Source organism: Streptacidiphilus jeojiensis, assembly GCF_042510965.1.
In the GTDB taxonomy this organism is placed as follows: domain Bacteria; phylum Actinomycetota; class Actinomycetes; order Streptomycetales; family Streptomycetaceae; genus Streptacidiphilus; species Streptacidiphilus jeojiensis.
This window is the reverse complement of the sequence record NZ_JBEUKS010000007.1, coordinates 175,721-198,933: the sequence shown is the minus strand read 5'-3', so window position 1 is coordinate 198,933 and position 23,213 is coordinate 175,721. Positions and strand designations below refer to the sequence as shown.

Genomic DNA, 23,213 nt, shown 5'->3' with positions numbered 1-23,213 from the left:
ACGGCGGGGTGCGTCGTAAGCATGTGCCTATCGTGGCGGGCCGGGAGGCCCGCTGTCAATGGACACCAAGAGGTGTCTCTTTGAGTGGACGTCAGCCGACGGCCGATCCGGTCAGCGCCGGATGCCCGGCCGCCTCGTCCGGGTGCAGCCACAGCGGCCCGCCGGCAGTGTCCACCCGAAGGCCCTGCTCAGGGCATGTGCCGGGGGTGGTCAGCAGGGCCAACTCCGGTCCGGTCAGGCTTCGGTGGAGCTCCAGCGCGGCATCGGCCGAGGGCAGTTCCGGGGCCGCGTCCAGGGTGCCGCCGACCGCCCGCACCGCCTCGGCGCAGGCGCTGTGCGGGCGCCATCCGGGCACCACCCGGTACCCCAGCGGACCGCGCAGCAGCAGGGTCGGCAGCGCGTAGCGGAAACCGTCGTCCAGTTCCTTGGCGCGGCCGGGGTGCGGTCCGGTGGCGTCCTCGGGGTCCATCGCCTCGGGCAGCGGTGCGCGCGCCTCGGCGCGGTCCGAGCGCACCGAGGCCAGCACGAAGTCGGACCGGGCGTCGGCGTGCAACCGGTCCAGGTCCAGCCCGGGGACCGCGCGCAGGCCGGCCAGCACCCGCTGCTCGGTGTCGGCGGGGCGGCCCAGGGCGAACACCGACTCGCGCAGCCGCCGCAGCACCCGCTCGGCGACGGCCGGCCCCTGCAGTTCGGCGGCGCGCGCCGCCAGCGCGGAGGGCCAGCTGGAGCGGGCCACCCGGTCCAGCCGCTCGGTGCGCGGGGCCCCGGTGTGCGCGGCCACCTCGGCGACGTAGCGGCTGTACCAGAGCGCCTCGGCCTCCGGGTCGGGCGCCGGGTCGTCGTCGGTGTCGAACAGGATCGCGTAGGCCCGGCGCCAGCGGGCCCGCCCGGCCAGCTCCAGCCGCAGCCGGCGGAACACCGGCTCGGAGCCCCAGGCCCAGGGACAGAGCGGGTCGGTGTACTCGACGACCTCCAGCACCGGCGCCGTCACACCGCGACCCGAGCGGCCGGCAGCGAGGCCAGGGTGGTGCCGCCGAGGATCCGCCGGGCGCTCTCCTCGATGTCGCGCCAGACGTCGGGCACCCCGGAGGCCGCGCCGGGGTAGTCCAGCGCGCCCAGCGGTTCGCCGCGCAGCGTCATCAACTCACCGTCGGCGGCCAGGATCACGTCGAGCAGGCTGATCTGGTCGGCGGGCCTGCCCAGCCAGTAGCCGCCCTCGCAGCCGCGCTGGCTGCGGACCAGGCCGGCCCGGCGCAGGTCGCCGAAGACGGACTTGAGGAATCGGAACGGGATCTCCTGGGAGGAGGCGATGCTCTCGCAGGTGAGCGGACGCGCCGTGTCCTGGGCGAGTTCGAGCAGGGCCCGCACGGCGTAGTCCGCCTTCGCGGATATGTGCATGGTCGTCAGTATCCCGTGCCACGGCCCCTGCGGGCAATGGACACCTCTTGACATCCTTTCCGTCCGGCTCCTACGGTCGCAGACGTCCCCGCCCCCTCCCGCAGCCCCTGGACGGCACCGATGACCACGCAGCCCGCCACCCCCGGCAGCACCGCGGCAGCCGCGGCAGGCCCGGCGTCCTGCGACGGCTTCCACCCCGACCTGCCGGACCGTCCCGCGGCCGGCGCCGACCCGGCGGCCCGCTTCAAGGTGCACCACATCCGCGCCGACGACCTGGACGGGGACACCGCCCAGACCGGCGGGATGCGGCGGTTCGCCGCGATCAGCGGCGCCCGGGTCGGCTCCGAGCGGATGTGGATGGGGCAGACCCATGTCGCCCCGGCGACCGCCTCGGCCGACCACCACCACGGCGCCTCCGAGACGGCGATCTACGTGGTCAGCGGACACCCGGAGTTCGTCTTCCTGGCCGACGGCGACGGCGACGGGGACGGTGGCGGGGGCTTCGAGCGGGAGGTCCGGCTGCGGACCGGTCCGGGCGACTACATCTTCGTGCCGCCGTTCGTCCCGCACCGCGAGGAGAACCCGGACCCGGACGACGAGGCCGTGGTGGTGATCGCCCGCAGCACCCAGGAGGCCGTGGTGGTCAACCTGCCCGGACTGCACGTGCTGCGCCCGGAGCAGTCGCACGCCCACTGACGGCACCGAGCGCTAGGCTGCCGGGGTGTTCTCTCCGCAGGGCCCCACGCTTCGCGAACTGACCGTCCAGGCGCTCTCCTCCATCGAGCACGGCTACGACCTGCTGGCCCCCAGCTTCGACCGGACCCCGTTCCGCACCTCCGAGCCGGTGCTCGACGCGGTGGCCGGCGCGCTCGAACCGCTGGGGCCGTTCGGCGCCGGGGTCGACCTCTGCTGCGGCACCGGCGCGGGCACCGCGGTGCTGCGCGAGCTGTGCGGGAAGCGGGTGGTCGGGGTGGACTTCAGCGCCGGCATGCTGCAGGTGGCGCGGGCGGCCGTGCCGGACACGGAACCGGACACGGAATGGGTGCGTGCGGACGTCCGCCGGCTGCCGTTCGCCTCGGAGTTCGACCTGGCGGTGAGCTTCGGCGCCTTCGGCCACTTCCTGCCCCGGGAGCGTCCGGGGCTGTTCGCCCAGACGTACGCGGCGCTGCGGCCCGGCGGCCTGTTCGCCTTCCCGGTCCCGGCCCCGCCCCGGGTCGGCTCGTGGCCGTACTGGGCGCTGTGGGGATTCGACGCGGGGATGCGGGTCCGCAACGCACTGCTGCGCCCGACCTTCGTGATGTACTACCGCACCTTCCCGCTCCCGGCGGTACGGGCCGAGTTGGAGCGGACCGGCTTCGCCGTCTCCACCGTCCCGCTGACCGCGCTCGGCGAGCTCCCCGACGGCGCCCCGCGCTGCCGCCTGGTACTGGCCCGCCGCCCGGCCTGAGCAGCGCCGGACGCGGTCCGGGCAGCGCCGCACGCCACGCCGGAGCACGGCGGCGGGGGTGGTGCGCGCTTCCGGTGTGGGCGCCCGCTATCCTCGTACCCACGGCGGAGGGGCTCGCCGTAGAACCGCAGCATTCCGCTGCCAACGGTCCCTACCTGGCGGTCGACCTTTCGGCGACCCTGATTTCAGGTAGGAGAGCCATGCCCCGTTCACCTCGTCGTGGAGCGTTGATGCCCGTATCCGAACCGGAGCCGGGGCGGACCCGGCTCTGGGATGTCCTGGCCGTCGTCTCCATCGGCGGCGGCCTGGGGAGCGTCGCCCGCTACGGCCTGGCGCAGGCCTGGGCCACCCCCGCCGGCGGCTTCCCCTGGGCGACGTTCACCACCAATGTGCTCGGCAGCCTGCTGCTGGGCGCGCTGATGGTCTGCGTCATCGAGGTCTGGCCGCCCTCGCGCTACCGCCGCCCGTTCCTCGGGGTCGGCATCCTGGGCGGCTTCACCACCTTCTCCACCTACATGAACGAGACCCGCGGCCTGATCGCCACCGGCCACCTCTCGCTCGCCGACGCCTACGCGCTGAGCAGCCTGATCGCCGGACTGGCGGCGGTCTGGACCGGGGTCGCCCTGGTCCGGCGGCTGTTCGGGCTCCCGGTGCGCCGCGGCCCCAGCCGCCGCAGCGACAGCGGCCGCACCGCCACCGCACCGCCCCGCGCGAGCCGCCCCGCCGAGGAGCCCTCCGCCGAAGCCGAAGGAGTGTCCAGATGAGCCCGTTGCTGCACCGCCGCCGGGACCACGACCGGGACGAGGACCGGTCGGCCGAGCCGCGCGAGGAACTGACCGGGACGGCCCTGCGGCTGACCGTGCACCTGGCCGACGGCGAGCAGTTCCAGCACCGTCCGGTCTACACCGAGATCGTGCACCGGGCGCACCGCGCCGGGCTGGCCGGGGCCGGCGTCTTCCGGGGGATGGAGGGCTTCGGCCGCAACTCCCGGATCGTGCACACCTCCCGGCTGCTGGACCTGGCCGACAGCCTGCCGCTGCTGGTGGTGATCATCGACACCCCGGAGCGGATCCGCGGCTTCCTGCCCACGCTGCGCCGGATCAGCCCGCACAGTCTGGTCACCGTCGAGGAGGTCGAGGTCGTCGCCCCGGCCGATCCGCCGGCGGACCCGCCCGCCGACCCGCCCGCCGACCCGCCCGCCGATCCGTCGGCCACGACGGCGAGGGAGCCCTGATGCCGGTCCTGATGGTCTTCCTCGGCGGGATGGTCGGCGCGCCGCTGCGCTTCCTGACCGACCGGGCCGTGCAGCGGCGCCATGACAGCGTCTTCCCCTGGGGCACCCTGGTCATCAATGTCACCGGGTCCTTCGTCCTCGGCGCCCTGGGCGCCGCGTCCGCGCACCACCACCTGGTGCCCGACCTCGGCCTGCTGCTGGGCACCGGGGTGTGCGGCGGGTTCACCACCTTCTCCACCTTCTCCTACGAGACGGTGCGGCTGATGGAGGACGGCTCGCTGGCCGAGGCCGGGCTGAACGCCGTCGGCAGCCTGGGCCTGGGCCTGGCCGCGGCGGCGCTGGGCTACGGGCTGCTGACCTGGCTCTGACCCGGCTCCGATCCCGCTCCGACCTGCGCCGGAGCGGGCAATGTCCACTGGCTGAGTGGGGATTGCCCGGACTGGGCGGAGCGGTTACCGTGATCTGTGGTCATGAGTGTCAGCGTCAAGCCCTGGCTTGCTGACCGGCAACCCTCGTCCGCGGTGGGGTGCTCCAGGTGATGACCCGACAGGACGCCCCGGTCCGGTAGGTGCGAGGGGTCCTGTAAGCGCGAAGCCCGCCGGTGTCCCGTCGAACCCGGCGGTACGACCACCGACCGCCATGACCGGAGAGGCTTCCTGCCATGCCCGCAGAATCCCCAGACAGCGCCGCCGCCCATCCGCTGGACAATCCGGCCCGGGCCTCGCTGCTCGGACCGCACGCGCACTTCGCGGAGCGGAAGGGGGAGGTGCTCCGCTACCCCGCCGACGTCACGGTCTTCGTGGCGCTGCCGGACGAGCCCGACGAGCAGACCTGGCGCGATGTGGCCGCGCTGATGGGGCCGGGCGCGGTGGTGCCGGTGGCCGGGATGGCGGGCGCGCCGCCGGCCGACTGGGAGACGGTGATGGACCTGCCCGGTGTCCAGCTGGTCGACGACGGAGTCGCCGCGGCCCCGGACGACGAGGCGGTCCGGCTGGGGCCGGACGACGTCCCGGAGATGCTGGCCCTGGTGGAGCAGGCCAAGCCGGGTCCGTTCCTGCCGCGCACCGTCGAGATGGGCAGCTACCTCGGCATCCGCCGCGAGGGGCGGCTGGTGGCGATGGCCGGCGAGCGGCTGCACCCGCCGGGCTGGACCGAGATCAGCGCGGTCTGCACCGCCGACAGCCACCGCGGCCAGGGCCTTGCCGGCCGGCTGGTGCTGGCCGTCGCGCACGGCATCCGGGCCCGCGGGGAGACCCCGTTCCTGCACGCCGCCGCGAGCAACACCAACGCCATCCGGCTCTACAAGTCGCTCGGGTTCCGGCAGCGCCGCGAGGTGCGTTTCATGGCCGTCCGGATCCCGGCCGAGGCCGCGGAGGCGCTGGCGTGAGCTCTGCGGAGATCTCAGCCGTGTCCGAAGTGGTGTCCCTGGCCAGTGAGTTGATCGCGATCGACACCAGCAACAGCGGCGACCCGGCCGCCGTGGGGACCGAGCGCGCGGCGGCCGAGTACGTCGCCGCCAAGCTCGCCGAGGTCGGTTACGAGACCACCTACGTCGAGTCCGGAGCCCGCGGCCGCGGCAATGTGGTGGCCCGGCTGGCGGGTGCGGACCCCAGGCGCGGCGCGCTGCTGGTCCACGGCCACCTCGACGTGGTCCCGGCGGATCCCGGCGAGTGGTCGGTCCACCCGTTCTCCGGCGAGGTCAGCGACGGCTACGTCTGGGGCCGAGGTGCGGTCGACATGAAGGGCATGGTCGCCATGGCGCTGGCCGTGGCCAGGCAGTTCAAGCGTGACGGGGTGGTGCCGCCGAGGGACCTGGTCTTCGCCTTCGTCGCCGACGAGGAGGCCGGGGGGTTCCTCGGTGCCCGCTGGCTGGTGGACCACCGGCCGGAACTGTTCGAAGGGGTCACCGAGGCGATCAGCGAGGTCGGCGGCTTCTCGGTCACCTTCGACGGCGGCGCCCGCGCCTACCTGGTCGAGACCGCCGAGAAGGGGGTGATGTGGCTGCGGCTGAGGACCACCGGCACGGCCGGGCACGGGTCGATGCTGCACCAGGACAGTGCCGTGGCCAGGCTCACCGCTGCGGTGACCCGGCTGGACGCGCACCGCTTCCCGCTGATCCTGACCGAGCCGGTCCGTCAGTTCCTGGAGGGCGTCGCCGAGTTGACCGGCGTCCCGTTCGACGAGCGGGACCCGGAGGCGGCGGTCGCCAGACTCGGCAACCTGTCCAGGATGATCGGCGCCACGCTGCGCGACACCGCCAACGTCACCATGCTCGAAGCCGGGTACAAGGCCAACGTGGTGCCGTCGACGGCCAGGGCGACGGTGGACGGCCGGATGCTGCCCGGGCGGGAGGAGGCCTTCGAGGCCGAACTCGCCGAGATCCTGGGCCCCGGGGTGGAGCGCGAGTGGGACAGCCTGCCGCCGGTGCAGACCAGCTTCGACGGGACCCTGGTGGACGCCATGGCACTGGCCATCGGCGCGGAGGACCCGGGCGCCCGGATCCTGCCGTACATGCTCTCGGCCGGCACCGACGCCAAGTCCTTCCAGCGCCTGGGCATCCGTCACTTCGGCTTCGCACCGCTGAGGTTGCCGCCGGAACTGGACTTCAGCGCGCTGTTCCACGGGGTGGACGAGCGGGTCCCGGTCGACGCGCTGGAGTTCGGCGTCAGGGTCCTGGACCGCTTCCTGCGCAGCTGCTGAGGTGACGGGCGGTCCGTCCGCCTTACGGCGGATCCGAGATTCCGTCATATGCCGGAAGACAATGCCAATGGCACGGGCATAGCGTCGTGGTACTGAAACGCGACGCTGCGTGGCAGGCGGACTCCCGGGCTCCGGCAGGGGGCTTGTCGGCCCTGCCGGAGGGAATCCGCCATGACCCCGCACCCGACCACCCCGCATTCGACCGCCCCGCACCCGACCACCCCGTATCCGTTCGCCGCCCACACGGTCAGCCCGTACCGGGCCGACCCGGACCGCTGCCCGCTGGACTGGACCGTCCCCGCGCAGCTGCGGCAGCGGGCCGCCGAGCGGCCGGAGGCGGTGGCGCACCGGATCGTCGGCGGGGCCGCGCTGACCATGGCCGCCTGGGAGGAGTCCTCCAACGCGGTGGCCAGGGGGCTGGTCGAGCGGGGAGTCCGCCCCGGCGACCGGGTCCTGCTCCCCTGCTCCACCGCGCACTGGATCGACTACGCGGTGGCCTGGGCCGCGGTGCTCAAGACCGGAGCGGTGGCGGTGCCGGTCTCGCAGGCCGCCGGAGCCTGGCGGACCGCCGCGGTGCTCCGCGCGTCCCGGGCCGTGGGTGCCGTCGGGGCGGTCCCCGCAGGACTCCGCTGCGGCTGGGCCGCGAGCGTCACCGAGCTGGCCGAGGGCCGGTCGACGGCGACGTTCGGGATCCCGACCACCCGGCACGGTGTGGCGCTCACCCCCGCGTCCGACGCCGAGATCAGCTACACCTCGGGAACCACCGGGACTCCCAAGGGAGTTGTCGCCAGCCACGGCAACATCCTGTATCCGCTGATGCACTCGCTGGCGCGGCAGGCCGGCACTGCCCTGCACTCCCTGCCGCCGGGGACCACGGTGGGCCAGGGGTTGCTGGTGCAACCGCTCGGGCCGAACCCGCACAGCGTGCTGACGCTGCCACGCTTCGGCCCCCGGGCACTGCTGCGGGCCGTCGAGCAGTACCGGCCCAGCCACGTGGTGCTGGTGCCCGCCATGGCGATCGCGCTGGTCGACGCCGCGGCCGGCGGTGCCTACGACCTGGGTTCGGTGCGTCAGGTCCGCACCACCGGTGCACCCATCCACCCGGCCACCCTGGAGCGGCTCGCGCAGCTGTTCTCCACCGCGCGGATCCGCAATGTCTACGCGACCACGGAGTCGTGGCCGCGCCGCATGGCGGCCGACTACGATCCGGCCCGGCCCAAGTCGCTGGGGCATGCCTCGGCGGGATCACAGCTGCGGATCGTCGGCGCCGACGGCCGGGTCGCTCCGCCAGGGGCGGCCGGGGACGTCCAGCTGCGCGGTGACGCTCCGCAGCGGCGCTACGACGGGGAGAGCGGCGCCCCCGAGGTGTTCCTCGCCGACGGGTGGACCCGAACCGGGGACATCGGCGTGCTCGACGCGGACGGCTGCTTCTCCCTCGTCGACCGCGACCCGGACCTGATCGACACCGGCGGCCTGAAGGTGTCCAGCCTGGACGTCGAGGCCAGCATCATGGAATACCCCGGTGTCATCGAGGCGGCCGTGGTCGGCGTGCCGCACCCGGTGCTGACCGAGTGCGTGACAGCGGTGGTGCGGGCCGAGCCCGGCCTCGCCACGGAGGCGCTCGGCGCCTATGTCCGGGGCCGGCACGGGCCGGCGGCGCCGCGCCGCATCGTGGTGGTGGACGACCTGCCCCGGTCCATGCTCGGCAGGGCCGACAAGCGGCGGCTCCGCCTGCTGCTGGCGGACGGTTCCTGCGGGAGCGCCGCCGGCGCGTTCGACCGATCCGGTCTCTGCCAACAGAACCCCATGCACGGTGAAAGGAAGGCGCGATGAACCGCAGTCCGATGCCGAGGACGGTCAATGCCTGGCCTCGCCGGCACTCCCTGGAGAACCTCCGCGCCGTGCTCGGCGCCCGCTACCGCGGTGCCACGGTGGCCCTGCACGACGTGGAGCTCAAGGACGCCGTCGTCGAACCGAACGCCCTGGTCATGGAGTACGCCCTGATCTGGCAGAGCACCATCGGCCGTTACTCGATCGTCGGTCGCTACGCCTCCGTCTTCAACACCGACGTGGGCGCCTACTGCGGGATCGCCGAGAAGGTCACCATCGGCGCCAGCCCGCACTGGCCGGAACTGCCGACCAGTCATGTCTTCCCGTTCAACGCCGAGTTCGGATTCTACGAGGGTCCCTGGCCGAAGGTGCCGCGCACGGTGGTGGGGGCCGACGCCTGGATCGGGGCCGGAGCGACGGTGCGCGCGGGAGTCTCCGTCGGCTGCGGCGCGGTGGTCGGCGCCGGTGCTGTGGTCACCCGTGATGTCGCCGACTACGAGGTGGTCGGCGGTATCCCGGCCCGGAGGATCCGGATGCGGTTCCCCGATCCGGTCATCCAGAAGCTGCTCGAACTGCGCTGGTGGGAGTGGCCCCCGGCACTGATCAAGGAGAATCTGGAACTCTTCCGCCAGCCGCTCGACGCGGAGAGCCTCAGCAGGCTGTACGCCCTGGCGATACGGCCCGCAGCAGCGGCGGCCGAGCAGGTGCCACCCGGTGCGCCGGTCCCCGACGCTGCGGCGCCCGAACAGGCCGACGGGCCCGAGCAGCCCGCCGGAGTCGTGACATGAGGCCCGGGGCAGGGCCCGCGATCCGGGCCACCGCGCTGAGCAAGTGCTACGGATCCACCCGGGCCCTGGCCGCGGTGGACCTGGAGGTCGGCGCCGGCACGGTGCTGGCGCTGCTGGGGCCCAACGGAGCCGGCAAGTCCACCACCGTGCGCATCCTGACCACCCTCACCGCGCCGGACTCGGGCCGTGCCGAGGTGGCGGGCTACGACGTGATCCGCCAGGCGCACCTGGTCCGGGCCTCGATCGGACTGGCCGGGCAGCACGCGGCCGTGGACGGCCGGCTCACCGGTCGCGAGAACCTGATCATGGTGGGCCGGCTGCACCGGCTGTCCCACCGCGAGGCCAGGCGGCGCGCCGCCGAACTGCTGGAGCGCTTCGACCTGGTCCCGGTCGCGGACCGTCCGGCGCACAGCTACTCCGGCGGCACCCGCCGCCGGATCGACCTGGCCGCCAGCCTGGTCAGCCGCGCCCCGGTGCTGTTCCTCGACGAGCCGACCACCGGTCTCGACCCGCGCAGCCGTTCCGATCTGTGGGACCTGGTGGACGAACTGGTCGGCAACGGCACCGCGGTGCTGCTGACCACGCAGTACCTGGACGAGGCGGACCGGCTCGCCGACCACATCACCGTGGTCGACCACGGCCGGGTGGTCGCCGAGGGCAGCCCCGAGGAACTGAAGCGCAGCATCGGCTCCGAGCGGCTGTCGGTACGGGTCCACGAGCTCGAGCAGCTGTTCACGGTGAGCGAGGCGATGCGGCGGATCGGCGGTCACACCGCCGTCGCCGACCCGGTCGCCAGGGAGGTCACCACCTGCACTCCCGACGGCGCCCGGCTGCTCACCGAGGTGATCCACGGGCTGGACGGGACCGGGATCGTCCTGGACGGCGCCGAGTTGCTCAGGCCCTCCCTGGACGACGTGTTCCTGGCACTCACCCTCCGGGGCGGTTCCGAGTGAGCGCCGCGACCGCGAGTGCCGCGGCGTTCGTCTCCGACACCTCCGTGCTGACCGGACGCAGCCTCCGGCACTGGATCAGACAGCCGCAGCTGGCCCTGCTCTCCACGGTCCAGCCGGTGATCCTGGTGGTGCTGTTCGCCCAGGTCTTCGGCGGTGCGGTGGCCACACCGGGAATGCGCTACATCGACTTCCTGGTGCCCGGCGTGCTGGTGCAGACCGTCGCCTGGGACAGCACCCAGACGGCGGTGGGCATCGCCGAGGATGTCAGCACCAGTACCGTGGAGCGCTTCCGCTCGCTGCCCATGTCCCCGGCGGCGGCGCTGGCCGGGCGCACCCTCGCGGACGCCTGCCGCAACCTGTTCGTGGTGCTGCTGATGACGGCGGCCGGTGCGGCGGTGGGCTTCCGGCCACGTGGCGGAGCGGCCGGGGTGGCCGCGGCGATCCTGCTGATCGTGCTCTTCGGCTATGCCTTCAACTGGTTCTTCGCGCTGATCGGGCTGACCGTCCGCGGCGCCGAGGCGGCACTGGCGGCCAGCTTCATCTGGGTGTTCCCGCTGATGTTCGCCTCCAGCGCGCTGGTGCCCGTGTCCACCATGCCGCAGTGGCTGCGGCCCTTCGCCGCGCACCAGCCGATCTCGCAGGCGGTGGACGCGGCCCGGGCCCTGATGCAGGGTCAGCAGCCGGGATCGGCGCTGCCGGTCACCCTGGCCTGGACCGCCGGCGCGCTGCTGGTCGCCGTCCCGCTGGCGGTCCGGCGCTACTACCGGACCGACTGAGACCGAGCCGTACCCGTCTTCCCCTCCGCGGCAGGTCAGGCTGTCTCTCGCTGGACCAGGGCGAGTTGCAGACTGACCTGCCGTGCGCTGTGCTCCGGGTGCAGCACCTGCGCGGTCAGCAGTTCCGCCGCCGCGCTGCCGGACTCGGCGAACGGCACCCTGACGGTGGTCAGACCCAGGGCGCCGGCCAGGTCGAGGTCGTCGAAGCCCACCACCGCGATGTCGCCCGGGACCGAGAGCCCGCGCTGCGCCGCGGCCCGGAGCACCCCGCTGGCCAGCGCGTCGTCGTAGGCGAACAGCGCGGTCGGCCGGTCCGGCAGGTCGAACAGCTCCCGGGCCGCCCGCATGGCACCGTCGACGCTGTGCGGGACGATCAGTTTGATGATGTCGGCCTCGGCCAGCCCGCCCCGGCGCAACTCTCTGGTGAACCCCTCGAAGCGCTCCTCGGAGGGTGACCGGTAGAGGTGCGAGACCTGCTCCTCGCCCAGGTAGGCCACTCTTCGGTGCCCCTTCGCCAGCAGATGGCGGGCCACCGACTCCCCGCCGCCGACGTTGTCGACGCAGACGCTGCTGAAGTCGCGGCGCTCGGTCTCCACCAGGACCACGTTGAGCCGTTGCCGGGCCAGGCGTTCGGCGACCTCGTCGGCGATCGGCAGCCCCATGATGATCAGGCCGTCCAGGGCTCCGCTCAGCGGCAGGCTGGCCAGCAACGGGGAGTCGCTGGCCGCGGCCGAGCTGTGGTCGTAGACGACGACGTCGACCGGGCTCCTGGCGAAGCCGCTGAGCACCCCGTTCAGCCGCAGGGCGAAGGACGTGTAGGAGGTGAACGGGGCCAGCACGCCGACCCGGCTGTGGGACCGCTTGGCCCGGCTGACCGCTTCGGCCCGGCGCTGGAAGCCGAGCCGTTCGGCGACGTCCAGGATCCGGTGCAGCGTCTCCGGCCGGACCCGTCCCGGGTTGTTGAAGGCCAGCGAGACCGTCGAGATGCTCACGCCGGACTGTGCCGCGACGTCGTAGATAGTCACTTTCTGACGATTCGTCAAGACACGGTCCCCTCACGATCGAAGTTCTATCGTAGCTCTTTTTCCGCCAACTGCCCCGGCTGGCATATGCGCTGAGCTCGCATTCTATTGACGGCCCCAGGCCCCCGTGCTCAACTCGAAGAACTTCGACAGTAGCACTTCGATGATCGGGTGAGGCACTTCAGAGAAACACTCGGGCCGGAGGCCGCGATGATCAGGATCGGATGGAAACCCACCGCCGTCGTACTGGGATCGGCACTGCTGGTCACGGCGTGCAGCAGTAGCGCACCGACGACCGCACCGGTGCCGACCGCCTCGGGCGGGCTGGTCGCCGCGGCGAAGGCCGCGGCCAGTACCGCCGCCGAGGGCAAGCACCCCGGCGGAACGCTCGACCTCATGGGAGAACTGACCGGGGCTCAGCTCAAGGCCTATCTGGCCACCCTGAAGCCGTTCGAGGACGCCACCGGGATCACGGTCAAGTACGAGACCACGGCCGACCTGTTCGCGGTGCTGCAGACCAGGATCAGCGGCGGCAAGCCGCCGGACGTCGTCTCCGACCCCAGCGCGGGCCAACTGCAGACCCTCGCCCAGCAGGGCAAGCTGACGCCCATCGACTCCTGGCTGAACATGGACCAGGTCAAGTCCCAGTTCCCGGCCGGACTGCTGAACCTGGGCACCTCCGGCAGCCACCTCTACGGGCTGTTCTACAACACCTCGGTGCAGAACCTGGTCTGGTACGACCCCAAGACCTACACCGGGCCCAAGCCGCCCACCAGTTGGACCCAGCTGCAGGACTGGGCGACCCAGCAGGCCGCGGCCGGGCACACGCCCTGGTGCGTCGGCCTGGAGTCGGGCTCGGCGAGCGGCTGGCCCGGGGCCGCCTGGATCGAGCAGTTCATGCTCCGGCAGGCCGGCACCGCGGCCTACGACGCCTGGTGGCAGGGCAAGCTCGCCTGGTCCTCGCCGCAGGTCAAGGCCGCCTTCCAGGCGTTCGGGCAGGTCGCGACCAATCCGAGGATGGTGGTCGGGGCCCCCACCTCGGTGCTCACCACCAGCTTCAGCACCAGCCCCAACGGCCTCTACTCCAAGCCGGCCAAGTGCGCCCTCACCGTCCAGGCCGACTGGCTCGGCAACACCCTGGCCCAGACGGTGCCCGGGGTCACCCCGGTCAACGACATCGACTTCTTCACCTTCCCGGCCGTCGGCAGCGGCGGGACCAGCGACGGCGGAGTGATCGAGACCTCCGGCGAGATGCTGGCCACCTTCCGCGACACCCCGCAGACCCGGGCCTTCATGCGCTACCTGGCCACGCCGCAGTTCGCCGCCATGGTCGCCTCCAGCGGACAGTGGCTGGCCGCCAACAAGAGCGTCCCGTCGACCAGTTACTCCACCGTGCTGGAACAGAAGGCGGCCCAGGCCTACGACAGCGCACCCGACGTCCGCTACACCGCCCAGGGCTCGATGCCGCTCGCCATGGAGACGGCGTTCTTCAGCGCGGTCCTCGACTACGTGAAGACCCCCGCCCATCTGGACTCGATCCTGGCCGGACTGGACCGGACCGCGGCCACCGCCTACGCCAAGTGACCCCGGTCGAGCACCTGCTGGAGGGGACGCCGCGATGACGCTGCCCACGACCGCACTCCTCGCCGCCGGCGTCACCGTCGGCGTCCCCGTCGCACTGTTCGGCTACCTCTGGACCGTGGAGAAGGCCCTGACGCCGTTCAGCGAACGCACCAGGCGCCGGTTTCGCCCCTGGGCCTGGCTGGCCCCGGCCCTGATCCTGATCGGCGTCTTCCTCTTCTACCCGATGCTCAACACGGTGCTGCTGAGCTTCCGCGACGCCGACTCCGGCCGCTGGGCCGGGCTCGCCAACTTCCGCTACCTGCTGGACGACGGCGAGGCGCACTCGGCGTTGCGCAACAGCCTGATGTGGGTGGTCCTGCTCACCGCCGGCTGCCTGCTGTTCGGCCTGGCCATCGCGCTGCTCGCCGACCGGGTGCGCTACGAGGTCGGGGTGAAGTCGATCGTCGTCATGCCCACCGCCGTGTCCTTCGTGGCCGGGGCGGTGATCTGGAAGTTCATGTTCGACTACCAGCCGGCCGGCTTCGCCCAGACCGGCACCCTCAACGCCGCCTGGACCACGGTGAGCCGGCAGCCACCGGTGGCCTGGCTGGTCGACACCTCCACCAACAACTCGGCGCTGATCACCGTCGGGATCTGGATGACCACCGGATTCGCCACCGTGATCATCTCGGCGGCGCTGAAGATGGTCCCCGCCGAGCTCACCGAGGCGGCCCGGATCGACGGCGCCAACAGCTGGCAACTGCTGCGCCACGTCCTGCTGCCGCAACTGCGGCCGACCCTCACCGTGGTCGCCACGCTGCTCGCGATCAGCGCCTTCAAGGCCTTCGACGTGGTCTACGTGATGACCAACGGCAACTACCACACCGACGTCATCGCCAACCTGCTCTACCAGCAGCTGTTCATCAACCAGGACTTCGGCCGCGCCAGCGCCGTGGCGGTGCTGCTCACCGCGGTGATCTCGCCGATCCTGGCCATCAACGTCCGCACCCTTCGCCGCGAGGGAAGGGAGTAGCACCGATGGCCGCCAGGAACCCGGCGCGACGCCTGCCCGTCCATCTGACCCTGGTCCTGCTCTGCCTGGCGTGGCTCGTCCCGGTCGTCGGACTGCTCGTCAGTTCGGTGCGGACGCCCTACGACATCAGCAGTTCCGGTTGGTGGCACGGACTGCTGCCGCCCTACCGCTTCACCGTCGACAACTACACCCAGGTACTGACGACCGGCGGCCTGGGCCGCGCGTTCGTCAACAGCCTGCTGATCACCGTCCCCGCGGTGACCGTGATGACCGCCGTGGGCTCGGTCGCCGCCTACGCCTTCGCCCGGATGCGCTTCGCCGGGCGGCGGACCGTGTTCATCCTGCTGATCGCGCTGCTGGTGGTGCCGGCCCAGATGGCGCTGGCCCCGGTGCTGCGCCTCTACAACACCCTGCACCTGGCCGGGACCTTCCCCGGGATCTGGCTGGTGCACGCCGGGTTCGCCATGCCCTTCGCGGTCTACCTGCTGCGCAACTTCATGGCCGGCCTGCCCGAGGAGGTCTTCGAGCAGGCCGCGGTGGACGGGGCCTCGGCGCCGACGGTGTTCCTGCGGATCGCCCTGCCGATCAGCGCGCCGGCACTGGCGTCCTTCGCCATCTTCCAGTTCCTCTGGGTCTGGAACGACCTGCTGCTGGCGCTGATCTTCCTGGGCGGCGACCCGGCCGTGGCCCCGGTGACGGTGTCGCTGAGCAACCTGGTCAACGCCAACACCGGCCAGGGCTGGCAACTGCTCACCGCGGCCGCCTTCGTGTCCATGGCCTTCCCCCTGCTGATCTTCCTGACCCTGCAGCGCTACTTCGTTCGGGGCCTGCTGGCCGGCGCCGTCAAGTAGGAGCCGAGAACCGAGGAGCACCGATGGCCGAGTTCGATCTCCCCCTGGAAGAGCTCATCCGCTACCGGCCGGAGCGGGACGAGCCCGAGGACTTCCGGCAGTTCTGGAAGGACACACTGGCGGACAGCCGCAGCCGCCCGCTGGACCTGCGCGCCGTTCCGGTCGACGTCGGCCTGACCCGGCTGAGCACCCTGGACGTCTCCTTCAACGGCTACCAGGGGCAACGCGTCCACGCCTGGCTGATCCTTCCGGCCGAGCCGGTCGCGGCCCCGCTGCCCGCCGTGGTGCAGTACCTCGGCTACGGCGGCGGCCGGGGCTGGCCCGGGGACCACCTGCTGTGGGCCAGCGCGGGCTACGCGCACCTGGTCATGGACACCCGGGGCCAGGGCAGCGACACCCAGGACCCGGGCGGCTTCCCGGCCGCGTCCCCCGGCGAGGTGGCCTACGTCACCAGGGGCACCCAGGACCACCGCGGCTACTACTACCGCCGGCTGCTGGTCGACGCGGTCCGGGCGGTCGAGGCGGTGCGGGACTTCGGTGCGGTGGACGCGGCCCGGGTCGCGGTCTGCGGTGCCAGCCAGGGCGGCGGGATGGCCCTGGCCGTGGCCGCGCTGGAACCGACGGTGACCGCGCTGATGGTGGACATCCCCTTCCTCTGCCACTGGCCCCGTGCCGTCCGGCTGGCCGAGCGGCCCCCGTACGCCGACGTCGCAGCGCTGCTGGCGAACCGCCCCGAGCTGGCCGAACGGGCCCTGGCCACGCTGCGCTACTTCGACGGCGTCAACTTCGCCGCCCAGGCGGAGGCCCCCGCGCTCTTCTCGGTCGCGCTGATGGACCGAACCTGCCCGCCGTCGACCGTCTACGCCGCCTACAACCACTACGGCGGTGACCGGAAGGCCATCACGGTGTACCCGTACAACGACCACGAGGGAGGCGGGTCGCGGCAGAGCCGGATGCAGTTGGACTGGTTGGGGACGCTGATGGGCCGGGGGCCGGTCCGGTAGCGTCCGCGCGGCGGCGGCTCAGTAGGGTCCGCTGATCTCGCCGGAGCCGCGGGCCACCAGCCGGGTCGGCAGCACCACCGTGCGCGGGGGCGAGCTGTCCCCGTGGATCCGGGAGAACAGCAGGTGGGCGGCGGTGCTGCCCATGGCCACCGGGTCCTGGGCGATCACCGTGACCGGCGGGTCCAGCTGCGCGGCGAGCAGGAAGTCGTCGAAGCTGACCAGCGCGGTGCCGGCCGGCAGCGCGGCCCTGACGCCGAGTCCGACGATGCCGTTGCTGGCCAGCACGGCCGTCGGCGGGTCCGCCTCGGCCAGCATCCCGGTCATCGCGGCGGTCGCGTCGTCGGCCAGCCGCAGCCCGTGCCGCACGATCGCGGGGTCGGCCGGGATGCCCGCGTACGCCAGCGCGGTGAGGTAGCCGGCGTAGCGCTCCTCGATGGTCCAGATGTCCAACCGGTCGCCCAGGTAGGCGATCCGCCGGTGGCCGTGGGCGATCAGATGGGCGATGGCCCGGTTGGCCGACCCCCGGTTGTCCACCACCACGGCGTCGGTCTTCAGTCCGGTGGCGGAGCGGTCCGCGCAGACCACCCGGGTGCCGGTGGCGACGGCGTTGCGCAGGAAGCGGTGGCTCCCGGCCACCGGGATCAGGATCAGCCCGTCGATCCGGCGCGAGGTGAACGCCGAGACCACCTCGCGCTCGCGGACCGGGTCGTCCCGGGAGGAGCCGATCAGCACCACGCTGCCCTGCTGCCGGGCCACGTCCTCGACCGCGGAGGCCAGCGAGGCCATGAACGGGTCGGCGACGTTGTCCAGCAGGATGCCGACGGTCTGGGTCAGCTGGCCCTTGCGCCGCAACTGCCGTGCCACGTCGTCCCGCTGGTAGCCCAGGGAGCGGATGGCGCGGTGCACCCGGGCGGCGGTCTCGGGCATCACCCCGGGCTCACCGTTGACCACCCGGGAGACCGTCATGGTGCTGACGCCGGCCTGCCGGGCGACGTCCTTCATCGTGGGTCGAGCGGGCACGACCGTTCCCCTCCGGCGAGATCGAACGGTAACGATACAACGCCTGCAAGGCTATTGACGTCGCATCAGACACAGGTTGAGGATCGGAGCGCTGTTAACGATACCAAGCTGACAACGATGTCGACAGGAGTGGCAACGATGCCCGATCCACTGCTTGCGGCACGCGGCGTGGTGAAGCGGTTCGGACACGTCCAGGCCCTGCAGGGGGCCGACTTCACCGCCTACCCGGGCGAGGTGGTCGCGCTCATCGGCGACAACGGAGCGGGGAAGTCGACGTTGGTGAACATCCTCTCAGGGGTGGTCCAGCCGGACGGCGGGGAGATCACCCTGGAGGGCCGGCCGGTCAGCTTCACCGGCCCGATGGACGCCCAGCGGCACGGCGTGGAGACCGTCTACCAGGACCTCTCGCTGGCCCCGCACCTGGACGCCGCCGCCAACCTCTACCTGGGGCGGGAGATCCTCCGCGGCGGCTTCCTGCGCCCCTTCAAGGCGCTGGACCGGCCGGCGATGCGCCGGGCGGCCGTCCAGGCCTTCGCCGAACTGGGGGTGACCCTGCTGGACGTGAACGCGCCGGTGGGCGAACTCTCGGGCGGGCAGCGGCAGTCGGTGGCGGTCGCCCGCGCGGTGGCCTTCGCCCGCAAGGTCATCTTCATGGACGAGCCGACCGCCGCGCTGGGCGTGGTCCAGCGCGGGCGGGTGCTGGACACCGTCCGCCGGGTCCGCGACCGCGGCGTGGGAGTGGTGCTGATCAGCCACAACATGCCGGAGGTGCTGTCGGTCGCGGACCGGGTCGAGGTGCTGCGGCTGGGCCGCCGGGTGGCCTCGTTCCGGGCCGCGGACAGCTCCATCGAGGAACTGGTCGGCGCGATGACCGGATCGCTGGACGAACCCGACGCGGGCAACGGCGGCAACGGCAGCGGTGCCAACGGCGATGGGGGTGAAGGAGAGTGACCCGCAGTCAACTCCCGGAGTGGGCCCGCAGGGCCCTGCGCCGCAACGAGGCCTGGACCTTCGCGATCCTGGTGGTCCTGGTCGCCTACTTCTCCATCTCCGCCCCGGGGAAGTTCTTCACCGTCTACGACATCACCCAGATCGCCGTCAACGCCGCCATCTACCTGGTGCTCGGCGTCGGCATGACCTATGTGATCATCACGGCCGGCATCGACCTGTCCATCGGCTCGGTGCTGGTGCTGGCCGCGGTGGCGGCCGGCGAGTACACCATCCACCACGGCGCGGCCGGGGCCGGCTGGTTCACCGTCGCCGTCAGCATCGTGATCGCCCTCGCGGTGGGCGCGGCCTGGGGCGCGCTGCAGGGCGCGCTGGTCGCGACCGGCAAGATCCCGGCGCTGATCGTGACCCTGGGCGGCCTCGGCGCCGCCCTCGGCCTGGCCGAGATCGCCACCGGCGGCCAGGATCCCTCCGGCGCCGCCGCCACGCACCTGCAGAACAGCCTCGGCTACGGCAAGGTGCTCGGCATCCCCTGGCTGGTGGTGCTCGCCGCGGTGGTCACCGTGGTCTTCGGGCTGCTGCTCGGCGGCACCCGGTTCGGCGTGCACACCTTCGCCATCGGCTCCAACCCGGCCGCCGCCCGGCGGGCCGGCATCCCGGTCGGCCGGCACCTGGTGAAGGTGTACGCGCTGATGGGGCTGCTGGCCGGGCTGGGCGCGGTGATGTGGCTGGCCTCCTACGGCACCACCTCCATCGCCGGGCACTCGACCGACAACCTCAAGGTCATCACGGCCGTGGTGCTGGGCGGCACCAGCCTCTTCGGCGGGCGCGGCTCGGTGCTGGGCACGGTCATCGGCGTGTTCATCCCCGCGGTGCTCACCACCGGCCTGATCGTCGTCGGCGTCCAGCAGTACTGGCAGGACGTGGCGGTGGGCGCGGTGCTGGTCGGCGCGGTCTACCTGGACCAGATCCGCAAGCAGACCCGCGAACGGACCTGAGCGGCTCCCGAGCGGACCCGAGCGGACCTCAGCAGTCAGAAACCCCTCAGCAGAAGGAGACCGGACGCGATGGGAACGACGGCACGAGACAACACAAGAGCCCTGCTGGCGCTGGGCGCGGCGGCCGCACTGGCGCTCACCCTGTCGAGCTGCAGCTCGGGATCGGGCAGCTCGGGCGGCTCGGGCGGCGCCAAGAACATCACCCTGATCACCGGGGTGAAGAGCGACCCCTTCTACATCACCATGACCTGCGCGGCCCAGGCCGAGGCCAAGGCCAAGGGCGTCGGCTTCACCGCCGACGGCTCCGCGCAGTGGGACGTCTCGGTGCAGCGCCCGCTGATCGACTCGGTGGCGGCGGCCAAGCCGGCCGGCCTGCTGGTGTCGCCGGTGGACACCACCGCGCTGACCCCCTCGCTGAAGCAGATCCAGAACGCCGGGACGAAGATCGGCCTGGTGGACACCTCGGTGACCGACCCCTCCATCGGCATCACCCGGATCTCCTCGGACAACGTCAAGGGCGGCCAGGTCGCGGCGGACGCGCTGGCCAAGCAGATGGGGGAGAAGGGCTCGGTGATCGTGATCAGCGTCAAGCCGGGCGTCTCCACCACCGACGACCGGATCAAGGGCTTCACCCAGGAGATGGCCAAGTACCCGGGCATCTCCGTCATCCCCACCCTCTACGACAACGACCTGCCGGCCACCGCCGCCTCGCAGATCCAGTCCACCCTGGCGGCCCACCCCGACCTCGGCGGGGTGTTCGCCGGCAACACCAACACCGCCCAGGGCATCGCCACCGGCCTCAAGCAGGCCGGCAAGCAGGGCTCGGTCAAGGTGGTGGCCTTCGACGCCGAGCCGGACGAGGTCACCGCGCTGAAGGCCAACACCATCCAGGTACTGGTCGCCCAGGACCCGGCGGCCATCGGCACCCAGGCCGTCGACCAGCTGGTCGCCGCCTTCGACGGCAAGCCGGTGACCGCCTCCATCGGCACCACCATGGTGGCGATCACCCAGCAGAACATGAACGACCCGGCCGTCAGCAAGTACTTCTACAAGGCCGCCTGCTGACCGGTGCCGACGCAGTTCGCCCGCTGTGCTGGGTGGTCGTCGTATGCTCCGTGGCATGACCACCCAGTACGGCACCCGTCCCACCATGAAGGACGTCGCGGCCAGGGCGAGGGTCGGGCTGAAGACCGTCTCCAGGGTGGTCAACGACGAGCCCGGCGTCACCCCGGCCACCGCGGACCGGGTCCGCAGCGCCATCACCGAGCTGGGCTTCCGCCGCAACGACAGCGCGCGGATGCTCCGCAAGGGCCGCACCGCCAGTGTGGGACTGCTGCTGGAGGACATCGGCGACCCCTTCTACTCGGTGCTCAGCCGGGCGGTGGAGGCGGTGGCCCGGTTCCACGGGTCGCTGCTGTTCACCGGCTCCAGCGCGGAGCACCCGCAGCGCGAGCGGGAACTGGCCATGGCCTTCTGCGCCCGCCGGGTGGACGGGCTGGTCATCGTGCCGGCCGGGGACGACCACCGCTACCTGCTGCCGGAACTGGCGGCCGGGACCGCGGCCGTCTTCGTGGACCGCCCGGCCGAGCAGATCGAGGCCGACGCCGTGCTCAGCGACAGCGCGGGCGGCGCCAGGGAGGGCACCGAGCACCTGATCCGGCACGGCCACCGCAGGATCGGCTTCGTCGGCGACCAGCCGCAGATCCACACCGCCGCCGAGCGGCTGCGCGGCTACCGGGAGGCGATGGCCGCGGCCGGACTGCCGGTGGACCCGGACCAGGTGGCGATGGGTCCCACCGATCCGGCGACCGTCGCCGCCGCGCTGGAGCGGCTGACCAGCGGCCCGCACCCGGTCACCGCGCTGCTCACCGGGAACAACCGGATCACCCTGGAGGTACTGCGGCGGCTGCCGGCGCTGCCGTACCGCCCGGCCCTGGTCGGCTTCGACGACCTGGAGCTGGCCGAACTGCTGGTCCCCGGCCTGACCGTGGTCGCCCAGGACCCGGCCGGCCTCGGCCGCACCGCCGCCGACCTGCTCTTCCGCCGCCTGGACGGGGACACCACCCCGCCCAGGACGGTCCGCCTGCCGACCCGGCTGATCCCGCGCGGCTCCGGCGAGACGGTCGCCCCCGGCTAGCCCGGTGGCCGTTGGCCCGGTGGCCCGCTAGCCCGCCGGACTGACGATCGGCGCGGGGGCGGCCGGGGCGAAGGACGTGGGGTAGCCGGCGCAGCCCCGGGCGATCTGTCGGTGCAGGTCGTCCCCGTAGGTGCCGCCGAGGAACTCGCTCTGGGTCTGCGTCGCCCGCTCGTCGGTCAGGGTGACGTCGATGAAGGGCAGGTCGTACTGGCCCGGGGCCCGGCCGCAGTCCTGGACGTCCGCGAGCACATGGACGATGCGCGAGGTGCCCGGGGTGATGGTGAGCGGCAGCCCGTCGCCGGGGGTGAGCAGCATGCCCGCGTGGAACTGCCCGAACTGACTGACCGTCACCGGGATCGGCCCGCTGACGGCGATCTGCAGCAGGATGACGAACCTGCGTCCGCTCAGGTCCTCCGGGATGATGCCGGCGTAGGTGACGTCGGTGATCTCGGAGGGCCAGGGGGCCAGCTCCGGCAGCGGCGAGGACGGCGCGGGCGCGGGTACCCCGTGCTGCCCGGCCTGCAGCGCCGGAACCGCCAGGACGCCCAGCACGACGGCGGCCGCGGCGAGCAGGGTACGGCGGGTGGACCTGCCCAGGCCGTGCCACCACGCCCCGAGCCGCCCCTGGAACGCCTCGGCGGACGCCTCCTCCGGCGGACCGGACGGGACGTCCGCGGACTCCTCGCCGGGTACTTCGAGCGGGCCCACCTGTCCGACCCGCTCAGGTCGCTCGCGACGGTCGGCCATTCCCCGCCCCCCTCGTACGAGCGAGCGATGCCCGATGCCACGGCCGGCCAAACGCGGCCGGCCGTCGGTACCCGTCGTGATTGCCCGTCGTGAGCGCCGATTGTCAGTACCGGGTGGAAGACTCGATCCATGAACGAAGACAAGGCCAAGGCCGACCTGGTCCGCTACCTCCAGACCGCCCGCGAGGCCCTGGTCTGGAAGCTCGACGGGCTCTCCGAGTACGACGTCCGGCGCCCGCTGACGCCGACCGGCACCAATCTGCTGGGGCTGGTCAAGCACGTGGCCAGCGTGGAGCTGGGCTACTTCGGCGACACCTTCGGCCGGCCCTCCGGCGAGCCGCTGCCCTGGTTCGAGGACGACGCCGAACCCAATGCGGACATGTGGGCCACCCCCGACGAGTCCCGCGAGGACATCGTCGGCCTGTACCGCCGCTCGTGGCAGCACGCCGAGACGGTCTTCGCCGAGCTGCCGCTCGACGCCGTCGGCCGGGTGCCGTGGTGGCCGGCCGAGCGCAGCGAGGTGACACTGCACCAGATCCTGGTCCACCTGATCGCGGAGACCGACCGGCACGCCGGACACGCCGACATCGTCCGTGAGCTGGTCGACGGCTCGGCCGGGCTGCGGGAGGGGAACGACAACTTGGGCGGCGATCCCTCCGGGTGGGAGGAGTACCGGAACAGGCTGGAGGAGGCGGCGAAGGAGGCGAAGACGGCCGATCCGGGGCTGCCGGCGTAACGGCACGGCAACGGTTGCCGCGGATCGTG

General features: G+C 72.4%; 25 protein-coding genes and 1 riboswitch. Of the genes, 20 read left to right on the top strand and 5 right to left on the bottom strand.

Going from position 1 to position 23,213, the window contains the following annotated elements; genetic code table 11:
- Window positions 1-91 precede the first annotated feature (91 nt).
- Both ABUW04_RS20760 and ABUW04_RS20755 read right to left on the bottom strand, forming a co-directional pair.
- Window positions 92-991, bottom strand: coding sequence for a DsbA family oxidoreductase (locus ABUW04_RS20760; protein WP_380566162.1), 900 nt, complete (start codon window positions 989-991; stop codon window positions 92-94).
- Window positions 988-1,398, bottom strand: a complete 411-nt coding sequence (locus ABUW04_RS20755; RefSeq protein WP_030259905.1) for an RrF2 family transcriptional regulator — start codon at window positions 1,396-1,398, stop codon at window positions 988-990. Before ABUW04_RS20755 ends, ABUW04_RS20760 begins: the two co-directional genes overlap by 4 nt.
- A gap of 120 nt (window positions 1,399-1,518) precedes the next feature.
- Here ABUW04_RS20755 and ABUW04_RS20750 point away from each other — a divergent pair, with 120 nt between their 5' ends.
- The 11 genes from ABUW04_RS20750 to ABUW04_RS20700 all read left to right on the top strand — a co-directional run bounded on the left by ABUW04_RS20750 (window position 1,519) and on the right by ABUW04_RS20700 (window position 11,126).
- Window positions 1,519-2,094: a cupin domain-containing protein gene (locus tag ABUW04_RS20750; protein WP_380566161.1), complete on the top strand. Its 576-nt coding sequence runs from the start codon at window positions 1,519-1,521 to the stop codon at window positions 2,092-2,094.
- 25 nt (window positions 2,095-2,119) lie between these two features.
- Window positions 2,120-2,845: a class I SAM-dependent methyltransferase gene (locus tag ABUW04_RS20745; RefSeq protein ID WP_380566160.1), complete on the top strand. Its 726-nt coding sequence runs from the start codon at window positions 2,120-2,122 to the stop codon at window positions 2,843-2,845.
- A 230-nt stretch (window positions 2,846-3,075) separates the two neighbouring features.
- Window positions 3,076-3,609 carry a fluoride efflux transporter FluC gene (locus ABUW04_RS20740; RefSeq protein ID WP_063757614.1) on the top strand — a complete coding sequence of 178 codons (534 nt, stop codon included), beginning with the start codon at window positions 3,076-3,078 and terminating at the stop codon, window positions 3,607-3,609.
- 68 nt (window positions 3,610-3,677) lie between these two features.
- Complete coding sequence (locus ABUW04_RS20735; protein WP_380566367.1) at window positions 3,678-4,079, top strand: DUF190 domain-containing protein; 402 nt, start codon at window positions 3,678-3,680, stop codon at window positions 4,077-4,079.
- Window positions 4,079-4,447, top strand: a complete 369-nt coding sequence (gene crcB / locus ABUW04_RS20730) for a fluoride efflux transporter CrcB (RefSeq protein WP_380566159.1) — start codon at window positions 4,079-4,081, stop codon at window positions 4,445-4,447. The genes ABUW04_RS20735 and crcB overlap by 1 nt, the downstream gene beginning before the upstream one ends.
- Before the next feature lie 98 nt (window positions 4,448-4,545).
- A riboswitch (SAM riboswitch) is annotated at window positions 4,546-4,674 on the top strand.
- Window positions 4,675-4,740: 66 nt separating this feature from the next.
- Window positions 4,741-5,466, top strand: a complete 726-nt coding sequence (locus ABUW04_RS20725) for a GNAT family N-acetyltransferase (protein ID WP_030259922.1) — start codon at window positions 4,741-4,743, stop codon at window positions 5,464-5,466.
- A complete protein-coding gene (locus ABUW04_RS20720) occupies window positions 5,463-6,779 on the top strand; it encodes a M20/M25/M40 family metallo-hydrolase (RefSeq protein ID WP_380566158.1) in 1,317 nt (438 codons plus the stop codon). The genes ABUW04_RS20725 and ABUW04_RS20720 overlap by 4 nt, the downstream gene beginning before the upstream one ends.
- A 171-nt stretch (window positions 6,780-6,950) precedes the next feature.
- The gene (locus tag ABUW04_RS20715) at window positions 6,951-8,612 is read left to right on the top strand and encodes a class I adenylate-forming enzyme family protein (protein ID WP_380566157.1); all 1,662 of its coding nucleotides are present in this window, start codon (window positions 6,951-6,953) and stop codon (window positions 8,610-8,612) included.
- Complete coding sequence (locus ABUW04_RS20710; protein ID WP_380566156.1) at window positions 8,609-9,397, top strand: CatB-related O-acetyltransferase; 789 nt, start codon at window positions 8,609-8,611, stop codon at window positions 9,395-9,397. Before ABUW04_RS20715 ends, ABUW04_RS20710 begins: the two co-directional genes overlap by 4 nt.
- Window positions 9,394-10,350, top strand: coding sequence for an ATP-binding cassette domain-containing protein (locus ABUW04_RS20705; RefSeq protein WP_380566155.1), 957 nt, complete (start codon window positions 9,394-9,396; stop codon window positions 10,348-10,350). The genes ABUW04_RS20710 and ABUW04_RS20705 overlap by 4 nt, the downstream gene beginning before the upstream one ends.
- A complete protein-coding gene (locus tag ABUW04_RS20700; RefSeq protein WP_380566154.1) occupies window positions 10,347-11,126 on the top strand; it encodes an ABC transporter permease in 780 nt (259 codons plus the stop codon). Before ABUW04_RS20705 ends, ABUW04_RS20700 begins: the two co-directional genes overlap by 4 nt.
- Before the next feature lie 35 nt (window positions 11,127-11,161).
- On the opposite strand, the gene ABUW04_RS20695 is transcribed toward ABUW04_RS20700, so the two are convergent.
- Complete coding sequence (locus tag ABUW04_RS20695; protein ID WP_380566153.1) at window positions 11,162-12,151, bottom strand: LacI family DNA-binding transcriptional regulator; 990 nt, start codon at window positions 12,149-12,151, stop codon at window positions 11,162-11,164.
- Between the two features lie 207 nt (window positions 12,152-12,358).
- On the opposite strand from ABUW04_RS20695, the gene ABUW04_RS20690 reads away from it, so the two are divergent.
- Genes ABUW04_RS20690 through ABUW04_RS20675 form a run of 4 tightly spaced genes read left to right on the top strand, consistent with a single transcriptional unit; the run spans window position 12,359 to window position 16,599 of the window.
- Entirely contained in the window at window positions 12,359-13,732 is a 1,374-nt protein-coding gene (locus ABUW04_RS20690) for an ABC transporter substrate-binding protein (protein WP_380566152.1), read from the top strand.
- A 34-nt stretch (window positions 13,733-13,766) separates the two neighbouring features.
- A complete protein-coding gene (locus ABUW04_RS20685) occupies window positions 13,767-14,744 on the top strand; it encodes a carbohydrate ABC transporter permease (RefSeq protein WP_380566151.1) in 978 nt (325 codons plus the stop codon).
- Between the two features lie 5 nt (window positions 14,745-14,749).
- Window positions 14,750-15,595, top strand: coding sequence for a carbohydrate ABC transporter permease (locus ABUW04_RS20680; protein WP_380566150.1), 846 nt, complete (start codon window positions 14,750-14,752; stop codon window positions 15,593-15,595).
- Between the two features lie 23 nt (window positions 15,596-15,618).
- A complete protein-coding gene (locus ABUW04_RS20675) occupies window positions 15,619-16,599 on the top strand; it encodes an acetylxylan esterase (RefSeq protein ID WP_380566149.1) in 981 nt (326 codons plus the stop codon).
- Window positions 16,600-16,617: 18 nt separating this feature from the next.
- Here ABUW04_RS20675 and ABUW04_RS20670 read toward each other — a convergent pair whose 3' ends face one another.
- Window positions 16,618-17,619 (bottom strand): LacI family DNA-binding transcriptional regulator, encoded by a 1,002-nt coding sequence (locus ABUW04_RS20670; protein WP_332262559.1) that lies wholly within the window; start codon window positions 17,617-17,619, stop codon window positions 16,618-16,620.
- 138 nt (window positions 17,620-17,757) lie between these two features.
- On the opposite strand from ABUW04_RS20670, the gene ABUW04_RS20665 reads away from it, so the two are divergent.
- From ABUW04_RS20665 to ABUW04_RS20650, 4 genes are all read left to right on the top strand, one after another.
- Window positions 17,758-18,570 (top strand): ATP-binding cassette domain-containing protein, encoded by an 813-nt coding sequence (locus ABUW04_RS20665; RefSeq protein WP_380566147.1) that lies wholly within the window; start codon window positions 17,758-17,760, stop codon window positions 18,568-18,570.
- Window positions 18,567-19,565, top strand: a complete 999-nt coding sequence (locus ABUW04_RS20660) for an ABC transporter permease (protein WP_157623941.1) — start codon at window positions 18,567-18,569, stop codon at window positions 19,563-19,565. Before ABUW04_RS20665 ends, ABUW04_RS20660 begins: the two co-directional genes overlap by 4 nt.
- Before the next feature lie 69 nt (window positions 19,566-19,634).
- Window positions 19,635-20,630, top strand: a complete 996-nt coding sequence (locus ABUW04_RS20655) for an ABC transporter substrate-binding protein (RefSeq protein WP_380566146.1) — start codon at window positions 19,635-19,637, stop codon at window positions 20,628-20,630.
- Between the two features lie 55 nt (window positions 20,631-20,685).
- Entirely contained in the window at window positions 20,686-21,702 is a 1,017-nt protein-coding gene (locus ABUW04_RS20650; protein WP_380566145.1) for a LacI family DNA-binding transcriptional regulator, read from the top strand.
- Window positions 21,703-21,729: 27 nt separating this feature from the next.
- On the opposite strand, the gene ABUW04_RS20645 is transcribed toward ABUW04_RS20650, so the two are convergent.
- A complete protein-coding gene (locus ABUW04_RS20645) occupies window positions 21,730-22,449 on the bottom strand; it encodes a hypothetical protein (RefSeq protein ID WP_380566144.1) in 720 nt (239 codons plus the stop codon).
- Between the two features lie 129 nt (window positions 22,450-22,578).
- Here ABUW04_RS20645 and ABUW04_RS20640 point away from each other — a divergent pair, with 129 nt between their 5' ends.
- Window positions 22,579-23,184, top strand: a complete 606-nt coding sequence (locus ABUW04_RS20640) for a DinB family protein (RefSeq protein ID WP_380566143.1) — start codon at window positions 22,579-22,581, stop codon at window positions 23,182-23,184.
- Window positions 23,185-23,213 lie beyond the last annotated feature (29 nt).